This window comes from Paenibacillus thalictri (genome assembly GCF_004307995.1).
GTDB classification, from domain to species: Bacteria; Bacillota; Bacilli; order Paenibacillales; family NBRC-103111; genus Paenibacillus_AF; species Paenibacillus_AF thalictri.
On record NZ_SIRE01000017.1, the window covers coordinates 51,565 to 67,373 of the forward strand.

Genomic DNA, 15,809 nt, shown 5'->3' on the forward strand with positions numbered 1-15,809 from the left:
TGTCGCCGGGGTTCCTTTTTTTCAATTGCGATGGCGGCCATAGATATAAATATGTGATGGAAGACCGGGTAAGGAAGGCTGCGGATTCCCTTTGTTCATGAACTCATGAGGTCATGTGCTTCCCCGCGGAATAGCAATATTTTATCGCACCTGCCTATGCACCGTCCGGTACGCCGGAATACAAATAAGTTGTATACATTTTTGTAAAAGGTGGTTAGCGGATTGAAAGAACACTCTGCCGTACAGCTGTACCTGGAGCTGCTGAAGAAAACGATTTTGCATGAAATTTGGATTCAGAACGAAACGGAGCGCAGCATGCGCCTCGAAGGATTGGATTGGCCGCAATTCGCCCACAGCATGATCGGCAGGTTCCGCATGGAAAACATTCAACACTGCTTGACGATCGCGCTGAAGGAAGGGATCGAAGGAGATTTTATTGAAACCGGCGTTTGGCGCGGAGGGGCCTGTATTTTTGCAAGGGGGGTGCTGAAAGCCTACGATGTGACCGACAGGAAGGTCTGGGTTGCCGATTCGTTCCAGGGATTGCCTGAATCGGATGTGGACAAATACCCGCTGGACGGAAGCGAGGTTCACACCTTGCATACATTCGATTATTTAAAAGTTTCGCTTGAGCAGGTCAAGGAAAACTTCAGAAGATACGGGCTGCTGGACGATCAAGTCGGCTTCATCAAGGGCTGGTTTGAGGATACGCTGCCGGTTGCGCCGGTCGAGAAGCTTGCCGTGCTGAGGTTGGACGGAGACATGTACGGTTCAACAATCGTCAGTTTGCGAAGCTTGTATCCGAAGCTGTCGCCCGGAGGATTTGTCATCATCGACGACTATAATATTCCAAACTGTGCGGCGGCCGTTGCCGACTACCGGAAGGAAATGGGGATCGAGGAGCCGATGCTGGCGATCGATAGAATCGGCGTTTATTGGCGAAAAGCAAAATCTTGACACAGCGGGATCGCTGCGCAGGCGGCTTGCCGGAGCAGGCACCACGGGACTTCGTGCTTCGCACGTGGGGGAAAGCGTGCATATTGAGCGAACTGGCTGCAGCCGGGAACAAGGCGCCGCCAGCGAGCAGTTGCCCTCGTGTCTCAAGGGCAGCCTGCTTGGGCGATCTCAAGCGGCTAATCCGCTTTGCTCAGCTCCAGCGATTCGATAAAGCTGACGAACTGTCTGACCAGATTCAGCTCCAGCGACGACTCCTTATAGATCAGCCACGTTTTCCGGGTCAGCGGTTCGCCGCTTCGGAAAAGCACCTTATGTTTAAAAAAGCGGTCCTGCGGCTGCAAGCAAAGCTCCGGCACAATGGAATAACCTAAACCGTAACTGACAAGCTGCTTGCAAATTTCGTAGTTGTTGACGTTGATCGTAATATGGGAGGGCACGTTATAGCGGTCCTTCCACCAGCCGTCGATCACCTCCATAAGCAAGGTGTCGGGTTTGTAGCCGAATTTGTTCACCGGCAGTGTGTTGGGCCGATAGTTAATGCGCGGCAAATGCGGCAAATCGTCGATATCGATTTCCTTATCCGAGATAATATAGAAGGGCTCCTCATTGATCAAATGCTTGCGGTCGACCCAGTTAAACGTTCCCCGGATAATGCCCACGTGGATGGCGTTGCTTTCTAGAGACTGGAAAATCTCCTGATTGATGCTTGTGTTTAAATAAATATGGACCTTCGGATTCATCTGCAAAAATTGCTGTAAAATCGGACCCATCCGATAATGGGTAAAATGCCCCGAAGCGGCGAGCCGCAGCGTTCCTTGCAGTTCGGTTTTTAAGTTGGTAATAAATTCCTTGAATCGCTGTTCTTCCTGCAGCGATTTTCTTGCGTAATCGACCAAATGCGTGCCTTCGGGAGTAAAACGGATGTTTTTGCCTTCCTTTTGCACAATATCGAATTGGAAATATTTTTCCAATTGACGTATTCGGTATGTTAACGCGGGTTGTGTGATATAGAGCCGTTCCGCCGCCTTGGACAGATTTTGCTCTTGAAATATGGTAAGCAATATTTCGCAATCCTTTTCGTCCATTGCGCCGCCCCTTGTCCGGAATGAATATATCTATTATATCGTCTGTGTCGGGGAAAAGGCAAAAAGACCAGTCTATGTAGAGCTGGTCTGAGGGTAGCGGTGTGGGGAGTATCGAATGGTGCGAGGGAAACCCGATCTGCGGTATCGTTACGTGGCGTGCGTCGTCCGGCCGGGGGCAGTATGGGTTGAGGCTACATCTGCTCCCGCGTATGGAGTGCGGGTTCAGAAGGTGGCCGCGCCGTAATTCCGGTTGGCCCGCAACACCGTCCTGCGTCCGGGATGAGAGATCACCGACGGCCGCACCGTAATATTGCTTGGCCGCAAATGCGCTGCTTCAGAACGGACTGTGCGAGTGTGCCGGAGCGGGCTGATGGGGTTTGACCCATACGTCGTCCAAACCGCCGGACAACAGCCGCCGCTGTTGAGCGGGATCGAGCTCCGGGTAATCTTCGTATTGGTGCATCCCTCTCGATTCGGGACGCGCCAGCGCCGAAGCGTACATCCATCGCGCCGTCGCGGCCATGGCAGCCGCTTCGCGGTAACGGACGGTTTGCACTCCGGCTGCAGAGGCGCCTTCGCGCAGATTGGCCCATACGCCGTTTAAGCGGATCAACGATTCGCACAGCTTGTATTCGGTGCGGAAAAAATTGCGGTCGTAAGGCATCACCTCGTCCTGCACGGCGCGCACGAATTCCTGCGTTTTCGCGGATACAAGCGGCGAGGAGCTTGCTGCGGACGTTTGCGGTGTCGTGGACAGCCCCTTAAGGGAGCGGCCTAACACGGAGGCGCTGAGCCGCTTGGAATATGCGGCTGCCGCTTCTCCCGCAAACGACCCGGACGACATCGCCCATGCCGCGTTATGGCTGCCGCCTCCTGAAAAAGCGCCGGCGATAAATTCGCGTGTCGCCGCATCGCCGGCGGCGTACAAGCCCGGCACTGTCGTCGCACACGTTTCGTCGACGATATGAATGCCGCCCGTGCCGCGGACCGTGCCTTCCAGGCGGAGCGTAACCGGGAACCGGTCCTTGAACGGGTTGATGCCTAGCCGGTCAAACGCCAAGAACAGATTGGGCTGCGACTTGCGCAGCTGCGGCTGCAGCGCTTCGCCCGCATGATCGAAACGGCAGTAGATCGTATGGTCATTCAGCTTTTTGGCGATTGCCGATTGAATTTTGAAAATCCGTGCCGGCGTGATTTGTTGTTCGTCCGTATCCGTCCCTTCCACGACGGTTCCGTCTGCATAAGTATAAGTGCCGTATTGGAAAAAGGCGTTTTTCGTTACCGATGCGCTGGCGGCGCAAATGCCGTACGTATTGGAAAATTCCATTCCCGACATTTCCGCTCCGGCTTCGGCGGCCAGCAAATAACCGTCGCCGGTCAGCACGTTGCAGCCCAACGCCTTGCTCAGAAACGCGCAGCCACCGGTGGCGATGACGACGGCTCCGGCATGAACGGTCCGGGATTCGCCGCTCTCCAGAGAGACAAGCACCGCCCCTCCGACGCCGTGCTCGTCGGCAAGCAGCTCCACAGCCGGGAAATGATCCAATATTTTCACGCCGGCACGCTTGACGCGGGATCTCATCAGCCGCATATATTCAGGACCTTGCAGCGAATAACGGACATCTCCGTGCTGATCGAAGGTGAAAGGGTATTTCCAAGCTTCGAGTTTATGGCGGTTCAACGTCGCACGCTCCAGCATACGATCCAGCCAGCTGCGCTCGGACAAAAATCCGCCCAATACATGACGGTCGCGTATAGATGCTTCGTGAATCCGGACATCGCGGTTTGCCGCCCATACGTTGGTGCCGGAAGGGGCTGTGGCGCCGCTTGTGCCGCAGTAGCCCTTATCTGCGAGGATGACCCGCGCTCCGGCTTCGGCTGCGCTCACGGCGGCCCATGTGCCTGCCGGTCCACCGCCGAGTACCAATACATCCGCGTAGAGCGCCGGTCTAGTTGTTTGTGCTGCTGCCATATGGTTTCCTCCATCCGCCGGAATGGTAAAAAAAGACGCATTACCGCCAGCTGGCGGAAACACGTCTCCATCGGTATGGTCGACTTGTCTTATTTCACACTATTCGCATGGGATTATCTGTTTTTTTGAAAATAGTACATCCGGGAAAGGCCGTCTGTCAACGATTATTTTATCGATTGACGGAATAAAGCGATTGGTGTTACGATGCTTTTAATCCGATCGATACACTATGGATTATAACGATTTGTTGACCAGACAGCTGGAGACATGCGCACATTGGCCATGTCTCTTTTTTGTCGTAGAACGAGCAGTCAAGGAGGTGAGCAGTATGATCGAGATGGTGAGCGAATCCCGCTGCATTGGCTGCAATATGTGTGTAAAGGTGTGTCCGACGAATGTATTTGACCGCACCGAACGGGGAGTGCCTGTCATCTCCCGGCAGAGCGATTGCCAAACCTGCTTTATGTGCGAGTTATATTGTCCGGCGGACGCGCTTTATGTAGCTCCTCATGCAGAGGTAAATGTCGTTGTCGAAGAAGCGGAGCTGGCGCAGCGGAACCTGTTGGGACAATATCGGGAACGAGTAGGCTGGCGGATTTAAGCGGCTTCAGGCGCAGGCCGGTCGCTTTATCATACAACTTTACGGAAAGGGTGTTACATCGATGAGTACAACCTACGAGTCGTCTGTTCAAGTTTTGGAGCAAGTTTCAACTGAAGTAGAAGCGTTCCGCAGGCCGGATTACCCGGTCAGCCCGTTGTTTATCAATCGCTGGTCCCAGCGTGCGTATACGGACAAAGCCGTTGACGAAGAAACGCTGAATGCCGTATTGGAGGCGGGGCGTTGGGCGCCTTCGGCGAGCAATCTGCAGCCGTGGCGGTTTATCGTTGCAAAGACGCCTGAACAACGCGAGAAATTCGGGCAGTTTATTAACCCGAACAACCGTACGTGGGCGGATCATGCGCCGGTACTCATCTTGCTTGCATCAAATAAGTTGAGAGCGGACGGCGAGCTGAACGGAGCCCACGCATTCGACACGGGAGCGGCTTGGGCGTCCATCGCCTTGCAGGCGAAGCTGCTGGGCTTGTCGACACGCGCAATGGGCGGCTTTGACAGAGCCAAAGCTCGCGAGGTGCTGCAAGTCCCGGACGAGGTGGAGCTGCATGCGGTGGTTGCCCTCGGCTACCCCGGCGATAAGGAGCAGCTGCCGGAAGCGCTGCGCGAGCGCGAGCAGCCGAATGGTCGCCGTCCGCTGGCGGAAAGCGTGATCGAAGGATCGTTTTAGCAACCGCGCTCAAGCGTGTTGCGGCGTAAAAAAGAGCCGTCCGCCATCGTTATGGGGACGGCTTCTTCTTGTTTCCCGGGAACTTGCCGCTAAACTGAGGCGCAGCGATAATGGGGTGCGGCAAAGTCATTTTTTGGGGGTGGTGGGGACATTGCTGTCAGGTTAAGGTGCTGCTAAAACGTTTCGTACACGACGTACACTTTAACAGTTCTTGGGGGGGATTCATCCGTGCGTGCAGGCGGGTTCTCATAGCCGCCGCAATGTAACGGACTGAGCTGACGTTATTGGGCCGGATTTCGTCCGCTAGAAGTTGTAACGGACCTGAAAGACTCTATATGGCCAGACGGGCGCCCATTTGTACCATGTGCCGCCAAATAAAGTCTCCCACGTCCGTTACGCTGCAAAAAGCTACGTTTAGCGCAAATAAAGTCTTTGAAGTCCGTTAGCATCATGACGTTACCCGATAGACCGGAGCCGTCCGAATGTTTGCCGCCTGACAGCCGGCCAATAACAGCCTCCGGCATCAGGCAACTCCGCTTGCCTTACAACGCGGCTTTACGTTGTTTGCCGCTGCCGGTTTAGCGTTTCAGCCAAAAATGTCGAGGTGATTTCCAGCGCTTCCTCCAAAAACACGTTGGTGCCGGCAAACGGATGGGATATGCCAAACGAATGGTCGGCGCCATCGATCGTCACAAGTGTTATCTGTGGAGCCGCTTCGCGCAGCGCAGCGACACCTTCCACCAAACGTGCGGAATCGGCGCCCCCTTGCACGATGAGGACTGGGGTCTCTAGCTGCGCCAGCAGCCTGGGGGTATCAAACCGCTCCAGATTTTGCTGCAAATCCTCCAGCACTACGGGCGCGGGGGCGGCTCCTGCCGGCGGGTACGGATGAACGCCTCCGTTCCAGACGACGGCGGCCGCAAGGCCGGAATGCTCCGAGGCAAAAATAATGCTGCTTGCTCCCGCCCGGCTGTGCCCGAGCACCGCGATTCGCGACGTATCGGCTTGTTCGGCCAAAGGCAGCTTGCCGCCGATAAGCTCGGACAGCAGGGCGTTTACATCGTCCAGTTCCCTGGACAGCGTGCTTGCCTGCTGGACTGCCGCTTCGTCCGCTCCGTTGTTTTTGGCATGGATACGCGAGAAATCAATCCGGACCGTATAGTAGCCGCGTTCGGCGAACCAACGGGATACGTAGGGCCAGAAGGCCCAATCCTTATGCCCGCGGAAGCCATGGCTCAGCAGCAATACGGGTTTGGCGGTCCCGTCCAGAGTTGTTTCAAGCTCGCCGTTCAAGACCAGATTGTTCTCCAAAGCAATTTGAAACTGATCTTTCGTTACTGCAGCATGTGACATGGTTCATCTCTCCTATGCTCAAATTTCGCACAAAAAGGAGGCGTCCTGAAAAAGGAGCCTCCGTTTGTACGGTACCGCTATGAGTGTCTACATCCTATCAGCAATGAAAAAAAGTGTCAACGCCAAAAATAATCGTTGACATCCGCTCTTATGGGCTGTAATATGAGTGAAAATCATTTAATTCCTATTGATTAAGTTGGAATTAAAACTAAACATGGTCTACCGTACAAACGGAGACATTCCTGAACAACCGGGGGTGTCTCCGTTTTGTTTTTCTTATCACATCAGAGATTTAAAATTTCCAGCGAAGCTGAACAATCCTGATGGTGCAAGAAAAGCTTCCTTTCGGGCACGGATGTACTTCATCGAAAGTGCTTCGATCAGATGTTTTTCTTATGTAAATCATGCGGCGGGGGGATTAAGGGTTATGACGGAACCATTGTTGAAAATCAGGGGATTAAACAAAACGTTTCAAACGGGCAAAGGCGTCGTTCATGCGCTCGCCAACGTGTCCTTGAATGTGAAGGAAGGCGAGTTCATTACGGTCATCGGGCCAAGCGGCTGCGGCAAAAGCACACTGCTGAAGATCATCGCCGGGCTGGACACCAAATATTACGGCGAGGCGCTGCTCGGAGACGAATGGATCAAGGGGCCGGGGATCGATAAAGGGTTTATTTTTCAGGAACCGCGGTTGTTTCCGTGGCTGACGGTGGAAAAAAATATCGCTGCCGACTTATCGCTCAGAGATCCCGCGGTGCGGGCTAAGGTTAGCGAGCTGATCGAGCTGGTGCGGCTCACCGGCTTTGAAAAGTCGTATCCGCGTGAGCTTTCCGGCGGCATGGCCCAGCGCGTAGCGATTGCCCGGGCGCTGCTGCGCAATCCGAAGGTGCTGCTGCTCGACGAGCCGTTTGGGGCGCTTGACGCTTTTACAAGGTCGCACATGCAGGAGGTGCTGATCGACATCTGGCAAAAAAACAAAACAACGATGATTTTCGTCACTCACGATATCGACGAAGCGGTCTTTTTGGCCAACCGGATCGTCATCCTCAAGCCGCGGCCCGGTTCGATCCGCACCATCGTGCCGGTCGACCTGCCGTTTCCGCGCAAGAAGTCGACATCTTCCTTCCAGGAGCTGAGGTATAAGGTGCTCAGCGAATTCGAGAAAATCGAAGAATTGGAGCTGATCGACAGCTCGGGCATATAAAGGTCACTGCTCTCGGGCTGCCGGATAAGCCGAACGAAACAACAGACACAACTTCAGGGGCAGCGGAGTGCGATGGATTGGAAAATGGACAGCTTTTTCTTCGGAAAGCTTTAAGGGGGGAACATGTGATGAGCCAACAAGCGGAATTGATATCGGGCGGAGTTTCGAATTTGAATCCGGCGATATCCGCAGAAAAGCAGGGACGGCTAAATCAGCGTTTGAAAATTTTTGCGCTGGGGGCACTGCTGCCGGCGCTGCTGCTGATTGTGTGGCAGATTATGGGCGATGCGGGGTATATCTCCCCGCTGCTGTTTCCGACGCCCTTGCGTATCGGCGCAGCCGCTGTGACACTGGCGTCTTCGGGCGAGCTGCTGAGCAACTTGAAAATAAGCATCGTGCGGGTGGCGGCCGGTTTTGTGATCGGCGGCGGATTGGGGCTGGCCTTCGGAGTGTTCGTCGGGCTGTACCGCAAGACGGAAAAAGCGCTTGATCCTACGGTGCAAATGATTCGGATGGTGCCCCATCTGGCGATCGCGCCTTTGTTTATCTTATGGTTTGGCATCGGCGAAACGGCGAAAATACTGCTGATCGCCAAGGGAGCGTTTTTCCCGCTCTACATCAATACGTTTCTTGGCATCCGCAATGTCGACAACAAGCTGTTTGACGTGACGCGGGTGCTCGGCTACAGCAAGCTGAAAACGATCGTGCAGCTGGTGCTGCCGGCGGCGCTGCCGAACATTTTGCTGGGTGTAAGACTTTCGCTGGGCGTCGCTTGGCTTGGCTTGGTCGTAGCGGAAATAATGGGCTCGACAGCGGGGATCGGCTACCTGATGTCGGATGCGCGGCAGTTCTCCAAAACGCCGATTGTGTTTGTCGGCATCATCATCTTTGCGTTGTTCGGCAAGCTGACCGATTCCTTGGTGAGACTACTGGAAAGACGCTGGTTGAGCTGGCGCGACAGTTACAAGGGAAGCTAAACTTTACACGGCTTGGGGGGAAAAGTAATGAGCAATCAAGTGGAAGCACTGCAGCGTGCGGCCGGGCAGCCGGAGAAAGCGGAAGCTTCGCAGTTTGCGGTCAAGCTGAAAGAAAGATGGAGCACGGTATGGATCGGTGCGGCGCTGCCTGTCGTATTGCTTGCGGTATGGCAGCTGCTCGGAGAGCTGGGCGTCGTTTCGCCCGTATTCCTGCCGACGCCGGTTGAAATCGCCGGCAGCTTCGGACAATTGATCGCTACCGGGGAGCTGCAGGCGCATTTGGCCATCAGCCTGGAGCGGGCGGCGACCGGATTTTTGATCGGCGGCGTGTTTGGCCTGCTGACCGGATTTGTGGTCGGTTTCTCGCAGAAGGCCGAATATTTGATCGATCCTTCGATGCAGATGCTGCGTATGATCCCGCACCTTGCGGTCGCGCCGCTGATCATTTTATGGTTTGGATTCGGCGAGTCTTCGAAGGTGTTTATTATTGCGAGCGGCGCGTTTTTTCCGCTGTATATCAATACGTTTTTGGGCATCCGCAGCGTCGACAACAAGCTGTTCGACGTCGCCAGCGTGCTTGGCTTCAGCAAAACAAAGCAAATTTTCCGGCTCATCTTGCCTGCATCGCTGCCTCATATATTGCTCGGTTTGCGGTTGTCGGTGGCGATCTCCTGGCTTGGTCTGGTCGTTGCCGAATTGATCGGCTCGCAAGCGGGCGTCGGATTTTTGATTAATTTCGGAAAACAGACTTCAGGCACGGATTTGATTTTTGTCGGCGTGATTGTGTTTGCAGTGATCGGCATGGCGGTCGATTTGGTGTTCCGCTGGTTGGACACCAGACTGCTGGCATGGCGGGATCATTTTCAAGGATAAGCCGAAAAGGCGACTACAGAGAGGGGAAACAAAAGATGAAGATTATTCGCGGCAACAAAAAGACAAGATTTGCGGGATTGATGATTTTATTAGCGGTTGTACTGCTTATTCAAGCGTGCGGCTTGAAGGCGGGCGAGCGGACGGTGAGCGCGGGCAATGCGGCCAAACCGGAAACCGGCGCGGCTGCTGCGAAAGATGGCACTGCGGCGTCAGGGGGCAAAGGCACGGTACCCGCGGTGCTGAACTACGGCTATATCGGCACCAGCAAGCTGAATTTTCCCGGCGGCGCTGAGGGCTGGGGGCTCTATAAAGGCATTATTCAAGAGGAATTGAAAAAATACGGAATCACCGAAGTCAAACTGACCGCTTTCCCGAACGGTCCCGATTTGAGCGAATCGCTGATCAGCGGGCGTCTCGATTTTGGCAGCCTTGGCGATACGCCGGCGATGTTGTCCAGATCGACAGGAGCGAAAACTCGCCTGATCACGCAGGCTTCCACGAGCAGCATCGGGTATTTGATCGCCAAAAAGAACGGTCCGAAGACACTGGAGGATCTGAAAGGCAAAACAGTAGCGACGCAGAAAGGCTCCTTCCACCATCGTTATTTGGCCGGGCTGCTGAAGGAACAAAACATTAAAGACGTCAAAATCGTGCATATGCTGCGGGTCGATTCGGAAGCGGCGCTGGCACGGGGGGAAATCGACGCAATGACAAACACAGATGTGTTTGCGCTGGCGCAAATCGACCAAGGTTATACGCTGCTGGACGATGCCACGAAGCACCCGAATTTGCTGGGCACAAGCGCTACTGTAGTATCGGAGGAATATTTGAAGAAAAACGCCGACTTCCCGAAAATCTGGAATGAAGCGCGTCTCAAAGCTTTAAACGATCTGAAAACCAAGCCGGATGAATATTATGCATTCCTTGCTCAGCTTAACAACTCGACGCCGGAATTGATGAAAAAAGTACAGCCGATCAGCAATATTAAAGATGTGCCGTTTACGGACGAAGGGCTTAAGCTGATGGAAGGCACCAAGCAGTTTTTAGTGGAAGAAAAACTTGCCGAGAAAGATTTTGATCTGAAGCAGTGGGTTCTCAAATAATCTCAGCTAATGCTTACGAAGTAAGCTTTCTTAACAGAAAGCTTTAAGGAGGTAGTTATTGATGAGCACGGGACAACAACGATTGCGGTTGGATGCCGATGTGCTTGTTATCGGCGGAGGGCCCGCGGGTGCATGGGCAGCGTGGAGCGCCGCTTCACAGCAGGCGAAGGTCGTACTTGTCGATAAAGGTTATTTGGGTTCCAGCGGGGCTACTGCACCGGGAGGCACGAATTTATTGTATTTGCCTCCCGACAAAGAGCAGCGGGAAGCTGCGGTAGCAAAGCGTTATAAGGAAAGCGGATATTTGGCCGAACCGGATTGGATTCATCGTGTGCTGGATCAAGTATATGAAAGTTTGGTGCTGGTGGAATCGTGGGGGTATCCGTTCCGCCGAGACGAAAACGGGACGCCGCTGCGCGATCATCTGCAGGGTCCCGAATATATGAAGCTGATGCGGCGGCAGGTCAGCCGGGCCGGGGTGAAGATTCTCGATCAATCCCCGGCGCTGGAATTGCTTGCCGATGAGCACGGCGTCGGCGGAGCGCGCGGCATCTCGCGGCTTACCGGCCAGGAGTGGGAAGTGCGCGCGAATGCGGTTGTGATCGCCACAGGCGGCTGCGCTTTCCTCAGCAAGGGACTTGGCTGCAACGTGCTGACGGGAGAAGGGCTGCTTATGGCGGCCGAGCTTGGTGCTGAGCTTTCCGGTATGGAGTTCAGCCGGCAGTATGCGCCAAGTGCCGCATTTGGCACCGTAACCCGCGGCCGCTTGCTCAACTGGGCGACATACACCTCCGAGGATGGTACGGTGCTGCAAGCGGGAGGGCCGCGGGCCGGCGACTTTTTGCCGAACATGCTGAGCAAGGGGCCGGTGTACGCGGTGCTGAACCATGCCGATACGGAGGAAAAACGGCAAATACTGCGCAAGTCGCATGCGATCTTTTTTCTGCCGTATGACAGAGCCGGCATCGACCCGTTCACCGAACGGTTCCCGCTTACGCTCCGTTACGAAGGAACGGTGCGCGGCACCGGGGGCATCCGGCTGACAGGGGATGATTGCTCGACCACGGTGGGCGGATTGTATGCCGCCGGCGATGCGGCAACCCGCGAACGAGTGACGGGAGGCAAGTCGGGCGGCGGCGCCTTTAACGCGTCTTGGGCGATTTCCTCCGGCAGTTGGTCGGGCAAAGCGGCGGCGCGTTACGCGCTGTCGATCGGCCGCAACGCGGGCGACAGAAACTTGCAGCCGGCAGGCCGATACGGCTTAAACGAAGGGGCGCAAACCGCCGAACTGCTCGATACTCCGGCTATGGTCAAAGCGGTACAGCAGGAAGTGTTCCCGCTCGATATCAACTATTTCCGCAGCGAACCGGTGCTGCAAAAGTCGCTGGAGCGGCTTGACGCCATATGGTCCCGGCTCGACGGACGTATTGTACAAACCGTGCAGAACCGTGTGCGCACAAGGGAACTGTCGGCCATGGCGGCGACGGCGCGTTGGATGTATACAGCCGCGCTCGCGCGGAAGGAGACACGTGGCATGCATACGCTGAAGGAGTATCCGACGGCGGATTTGCAGCAGCAGCACCGCTTGATTGTGTCCGGCATCGAGCATATCCGGATCCGCCCGGAAGCGGTGCCTGCGCTAATGCAGCTGGAGGGGGTAAACTGACATGATCGAAGTGGTAAGTTCCAACCGCTGTGTAAACTGTTCACTTTGCGTGAAGGTATGCCCTACCAACGTATTTGATGCCGGCGAAGACGGCGTGCCGGTGATCGCACGCCAGGAGGATTGCCAGACCTGCTTTATTTGCGAGGCGTATTGCCCGGCCGACGCCCTGTACGTAGCGCCGTTTGCCGATACGCTGCAGCAGCTCGGCGAGGAGCAGCTGGCTGAGACGAATACGCTGGGTAGCTGGCGGGAAACGATCGGCTGGGGGCCCGGCAGAGTCAAGCTCGCCGAGATCGATACGACGCCGTTTATCGACCGCATTCTCCCTTCGCGGAGCTGAAAAAAATCCCCGCTTTCCCGCGACAACCGGGAGGAGCGGGGATTTTGCGTTCCGGGTGCGATTTTTTGTTGGAGCAGGTCCGAATCCCGAAGGCGTGTCTTGACGCCCGCAGATTCCAATCGCTGGTGCTGGTATGGCCCTGGGTTGGAATACGGCTACGGCAAGGGTTCGATCGCATAGTGCTCGGATACCGCCACAGTGTTCGAAGATAACATGATGCTCCCATATCACTGGATACTCCGAGCCGGTTCGTCTTATAATGGATATACATATTAACGGGTAGCAGCCGGATAAGGAGTTATGTGAGCTGTGCAAAAAGGAACGCTAGAACTCATAAGAAGGCTGAACCGCGATCTTGTGTTGGGCATCATTCGTGCGGGACAGCCGGTCAGCCGGGCTGAAATCGCCAGACGGCTCGGACTCAGCCGTTCCACCGTGTCCGCGATTGTGGACGAATTTATCGCCAAGCATTTTGTCGTGGAGAGCGGTCTTGGGGCATCAACCAAGGAAGGCGGCAGGAGGGCGATCGAACTTTCGTTTAACCCGGATTCGGGATACGGCGTCGGTATCGAGCTGCAGCGGGGCGGATTGAAGTTGTGCATCGCTAATTTGGACGGAGCCGTCTGTTTTCAGCAGACCGCCGTATCGACCGATAATTGCAGTGAAGCGGTGAGCCGGCATATTGCCGAAGCCGTTCGGCAAGCCGGATTGACGATGGAGCAACTGATCGCTGTTGGCGTCAGCGTGCCCGGTTTGACCGACAGCTTAAACGGAATCATCGTCGATTCCCCAGTGCTTGGCTGGAAGGGCATTGCTTTTGCAGCCGAGCTCGAGTCGATGATCAACGTACCGGTTTTTCTGAACAATGACGTGAATTGCGCGGCTTTGGGCGAGCGCTGGCTCGGAGCGGTAAAGCAGATCGACGATTTCATCTATTTTTACATCGGGCATGGTGTAGGTATGGCTCTTGTCGCCGGCGGACAACTGGTGTATGGCAAAGATTACATGGCGGGCGAAATTGCTTATTTTGCGCAAACGGCTGATTTATCCGGACATATTCCTGTGAATCGGCTTGGAGACTTCGGGGTATATGAAAAAAAGGTGTCGATCTCCGGTTTAACGGGGCGCGGCGCCGGCGACACGTTGGAGGCGTTGTTTCAGGGGTTTGCCGAGGGGCGCGAGCCCAACGTCCGGGTTGTTAAGGAATTGATCGAAGATTTATCGCTGGGCATCGCCAATTCGGTCAGCCTGCTTAATCCCGAGAAGGTGATTATCGGCGGGGACACGGCTCCGTATATTGCGCCTTTTCTGAACGAACTGCAATGCAATGTTTCGCAGCTGACGCCCATTCGAACCGGTATTGAGTTGTCGCAGTTGGGCACCTGCGCATCGGTATTAGGCGCAATTGCCTACGGTCTGGAACGGGTGAGGATGTAAGTTCCGCGGTTAGTGCCCGCTGGCAATGATCGGCGGGAAGCAAGATTTGATGCGGGATCGCTGAGCGCGCTCGCGAGGCGTTATCATTACATACTCGTCAACAAGCGTCTGTTTGCCGCAGCCTTCGGGTTTCGTCAAGCAGGCGCTTGTTTGTGCGGCCGGAAACGATACACGGCTCATCTTTGTCCATAACGAGCCCGTCCACCGCTAATGGGGATTCGTTTAAGAGTTGGCTTCGTTCTAGGGGATTTTGACATCAGGTACTTTGTTCTTGACGCGGAAAGGGTCCCATATTATAGTAAATTTAGTTAGTACGGACTTAGAACAAACTTGCTTTCAAGTTAAAGGAGGCTGGAAAGCTTGAGCGGCAGCGAAGTTGGCATAACGGCAGCGGAGAAACAATATGTAATGGGCGTCGATATCGGCGGCACCAAAATTTTATATGCGATTGCGGATGCTGAAGGGCAGATCGTTCATACACGGAAGGAGCAGACGACGGACGATTTTCACGTGATCGCGGAACAAACGGCGGCTTGTGCGGCCGAAGCGGGACTCCGTATGGAGAAGATTGCTGCTGTTGGCTTCGGTATTCCGGGAATCACGGATACCCGGGATGGGGTTGTGATCGAAGCGCCTGCTTTCGGTTGGAACCGATTTCCGTTTAAGGAGCAGATCGCCGTCCATGTACGTAAACCGGTCTTTATCAATAACGATGTCAATTGCGCCGCTTTGGGCGAGAAATGGATCGGAACAGCAAAAAACTGCGCCGATTTTGTATTTATCGCCATTGGCACCGGCGTAGGCAGCGCGATTGTAGCTAATGGGGCGCTTGTGCAGGGCAGCGGTTATATGGCCGGGGAAATCGGTTATTTTGTGACCGGCGAGGAGAGCGGCGACACACCGGTCAACCGGTTCGGTCAGTTCGGAACATTTGAGAAAAAAACGTCAGGGCTCGCCTTATCCGGCCATGGAATGACTTCGCGGCAGCTTTTTGAGCGGTATTTGCAAGGAGACAGCGGCGCCGCGGTTATTATTGACCGTTTTGTCTCGGATTTGGCGGCCGGTATCGCCAATGTGGTCAGCTTGCTGAATCCCGGCATGGTCGTCATCGGCGGCGGCGTGTCCGGCTCCATGCAGGCCGTGCTTGATCAGCTGCGCGCCAAGGTGGCCCGGTTGACGCCGGTGCCGGCCGAGATCGTTTTGTCTTCGCTTGGCGAGCAGGCCGGAGCGGTCGGCGCCGCCGCTTATGCATTGGAACAAGCTGAGCTGCTGAAGCGGACGCCGCGGCGGTAAGCCTTTTAGTGGTCGGCGCCGCCCGAACGGGTGATGCGGCGCCAGCAAGCGCACAGCGGCAGCAAGGATTGGTACACGGCGACAGCAGACATACAGCTGAAGCGGGAGCGGTACACGGCGCAAGCAGGCATACAGCAGCGCAAATATGCGGCTTGTATCGAGCATGCTCAGAAGCAAGCGTACAGCGGAAGCGAGCGTACGACGATGTGAGCTATACAATAGAAGCAACACTGACGCTGGCGTAAAAAGCAAATGCGGCCCAGGCA

The 15,809-nt window shown here is 55.2% G+C and carries 16 protein-coding genes and 1 pseudogene; 13 read left to right on the forward strand and 4 right to left on the reverse strand.

What is annotated here, in order from left to right; genetic code table 11:
• Nucleotides 1–222: 222 nt before the first annotated feature.
• Nucleotides 223–957, forward strand: coding sequence for a TylF/MycF/NovP-related O-methyltransferase (locus EYB31_RS22920; RefSeq protein WP_131015755.1), 735 nt, complete (start codon nucleotides 223–225; stop codon nucleotides 955–957).
• A 176-nt stretch (nucleotides 958–1,133) separates the two neighbouring features.
• Here EYB31_RS22920 and EYB31_RS22925 read toward each other — a convergent pair whose 3' ends face one another.
• Nucleotides 1,134–2,042: a LysR family transcriptional regulator gene (locus tag EYB31_RS22925; RefSeq protein ID WP_131015756.1), complete on the reverse strand. Its 909-nt coding sequence runs from the start codon at nucleotides 2,040–2,042 to the stop codon at nucleotides 1,134–1,136.
• Nucleotides 2,043–2,157: 115 nt separating this feature from the next.
• Between EYB31_RS22925 and EYB31_RS41285 the strand changes: the two genes are divergently transcribed.
• Nucleotides 2,158–2,286: a hypothetical protein gene (locus EYB31_RS41285; protein WP_276322082.1), complete on the forward strand. Its 129-nt coding sequence runs from the start codon at nucleotides 2,158–2,160 to the stop codon at nucleotides 2,284–2,286.
• Between the two features lie 90 nt (nucleotides 2,287–2,376).
• On the opposite strand, the gene EYB31_RS22930 is transcribed toward EYB31_RS41285, so the two are convergent.
• The gene (locus EYB31_RS22930; protein ID WP_131015757.1) at nucleotides 2,377–4,014 is read right to left on the reverse strand and encodes an FAD-dependent oxidoreductase; all 1,638 of its coding nucleotides are present in this window, start codon (nucleotides 4,012–4,014) and stop codon (nucleotides 2,377–2,379) included.
• A gap of 328 nt (nucleotides 4,015–4,342) precedes the next feature.
• Between EYB31_RS22930 and EYB31_RS22935 the strand changes: the two are divergent.
• A pseudogene (locus EYB31_RS22935) lies at nucleotides 4,343–4,606 on the forward strand (4Fe-4S binding protein); the annotation flags it as partial.
• Nucleotides 4,607–4,676: 70 nt separating this feature from the next.
• Complete coding sequence (locus EYB31_RS22940) at nucleotides 4,677–5,297, forward strand: nitroreductase family protein (RefSeq protein ID WP_131015759.1); 621 nt, start codon at nucleotides 4,677–4,679, stop codon at nucleotides 5,295–5,297.
• Nucleotides 5,298–5,852: 555 nt separating this feature from the next.
• Here EYB31_RS22940 and EYB31_RS22945 read toward each other — a convergent pair.
• Nucleotides 5,853–6,650 carry an alpha/beta hydrolase family protein gene (locus tag EYB31_RS22945; protein ID WP_131015760.1) on the reverse strand — a complete coding sequence of 266 codons (798 nt, stop codon included), beginning with the start codon at nucleotides 6,648–6,650 and terminating at the stop codon, nucleotides 5,853–5,855.
• A gap of 427 nt (nucleotides 6,651–7,077) precedes the next feature.
• Between EYB31_RS22945 and EYB31_RS22950 the strand changes: the two genes are divergently transcribed.
• From EYB31_RS22950 to EYB31_RS22980, 7 genes are all read left to right on the forward strand, one after another.
• Complete coding sequence (locus EYB31_RS22950; protein ID WP_131015761.1) at nucleotides 7,078–7,854, forward strand: ABC transporter ATP-binding protein; 777 nt, start codon at nucleotides 7,078–7,080, stop codon at nucleotides 7,852–7,854.
• 128 nt (nucleotides 7,855–7,982) lie between these two features.
• A complete protein-coding gene (locus EYB31_RS22955; RefSeq protein WP_131015762.1) occupies nucleotides 7,983–8,831 on the forward strand; it encodes an ABC transporter permease in 849 nt (282 codons plus the stop codon).
• Nucleotides 8,832–8,858: 27 nt separating this feature from the next.
• The gene (locus EYB31_RS22960) at nucleotides 8,859–9,704 is read left to right on the forward strand and encodes an ABC transporter permease (RefSeq protein ID WP_131015763.1); all 846 of its coding nucleotides are present in this window, start codon (nucleotides 8,859–8,861) and stop codon (nucleotides 9,702–9,704) included.
• Between the two features lie 35 nt (nucleotides 9,705–9,739).
• On the forward strand, nucleotides 9,740–10,807 hold the full coding sequence (locus EYB31_RS22965) for an ABC transporter substrate-binding protein (RefSeq protein ID WP_165452563.1): 1,068 nt from the start codon (nucleotides 9,740–9,742) through the stop codon (nucleotides 10,805–10,807).
• Between the two features lie 61 nt (nucleotides 10,808–10,868).
• Nucleotides 10,869–12,473, forward strand: coding sequence for an FAD-dependent oxidoreductase (locus EYB31_RS22970; RefSeq protein ID WP_131015764.1), 1,605 nt, complete (start codon nucleotides 10,869–10,871; stop codon nucleotides 12,471–12,473).
• Nucleotide 12,474: 1 nt separating this feature from the next.
• Nucleotides 12,475–12,813 carry a 4Fe-4S dicluster domain-containing protein gene (locus EYB31_RS22975; RefSeq protein ID WP_131015765.1) on the forward strand — a complete coding sequence of 113 codons (339 nt, stop codon included), beginning with the start codon at nucleotides 12,475–12,477 and terminating at the stop codon, nucleotides 12,811–12,813.
• A 309-nt stretch (nucleotides 12,814–13,122) separates the two neighbouring features.
• Nucleotides 13,123–14,250, forward strand: coding sequence for an ROK family transcriptional regulator (locus tag EYB31_RS22980; protein ID WP_131015766.1), 1,128 nt, complete (start codon nucleotides 13,123–13,125; stop codon nucleotides 14,248–14,250).
• A gap of 9 nt (nucleotides 14,251–14,259) precedes the next feature.
• On the opposite strand, the gene EYB31_RS40335 is transcribed toward EYB31_RS22980, so the two are convergent.
• Entirely contained in the window at nucleotides 14,260–14,430 is a 171-nt protein-coding gene (locus EYB31_RS40335) for a hypothetical protein (RefSeq protein WP_165452564.1), read from the reverse strand.
• A 180-nt stretch (nucleotides 14,431–14,610) separates the two neighbouring features.
• On the opposite strand from EYB31_RS40335, the gene EYB31_RS22985 reads away from it, so the two are divergent.
• Both EYB31_RS22985 and EYB31_RS40340 read left to right on the forward strand, forming a co-directional pair.
• The gene (locus EYB31_RS22985; RefSeq protein ID WP_131015767.1) at nucleotides 14,611–15,543 is read left to right on the forward strand and encodes an ROK family protein; all 933 of its coding nucleotides are present in this window, start codon (nucleotides 14,611–14,613) and stop codon (nucleotides 15,541–15,543) included.
• A 33-nt stretch (nucleotides 15,544–15,576) separates the two neighbouring features.
• Nucleotides 15,577–15,753: a hypothetical protein gene (locus tag EYB31_RS40340; RefSeq protein ID WP_165452565.1), complete on the forward strand. Its 177-nt coding sequence runs from the start codon at nucleotides 15,577–15,579 to the stop codon at nucleotides 15,751–15,753.
• Nucleotides 15,754–15,809: the final 56 nt, after the last annotated feature.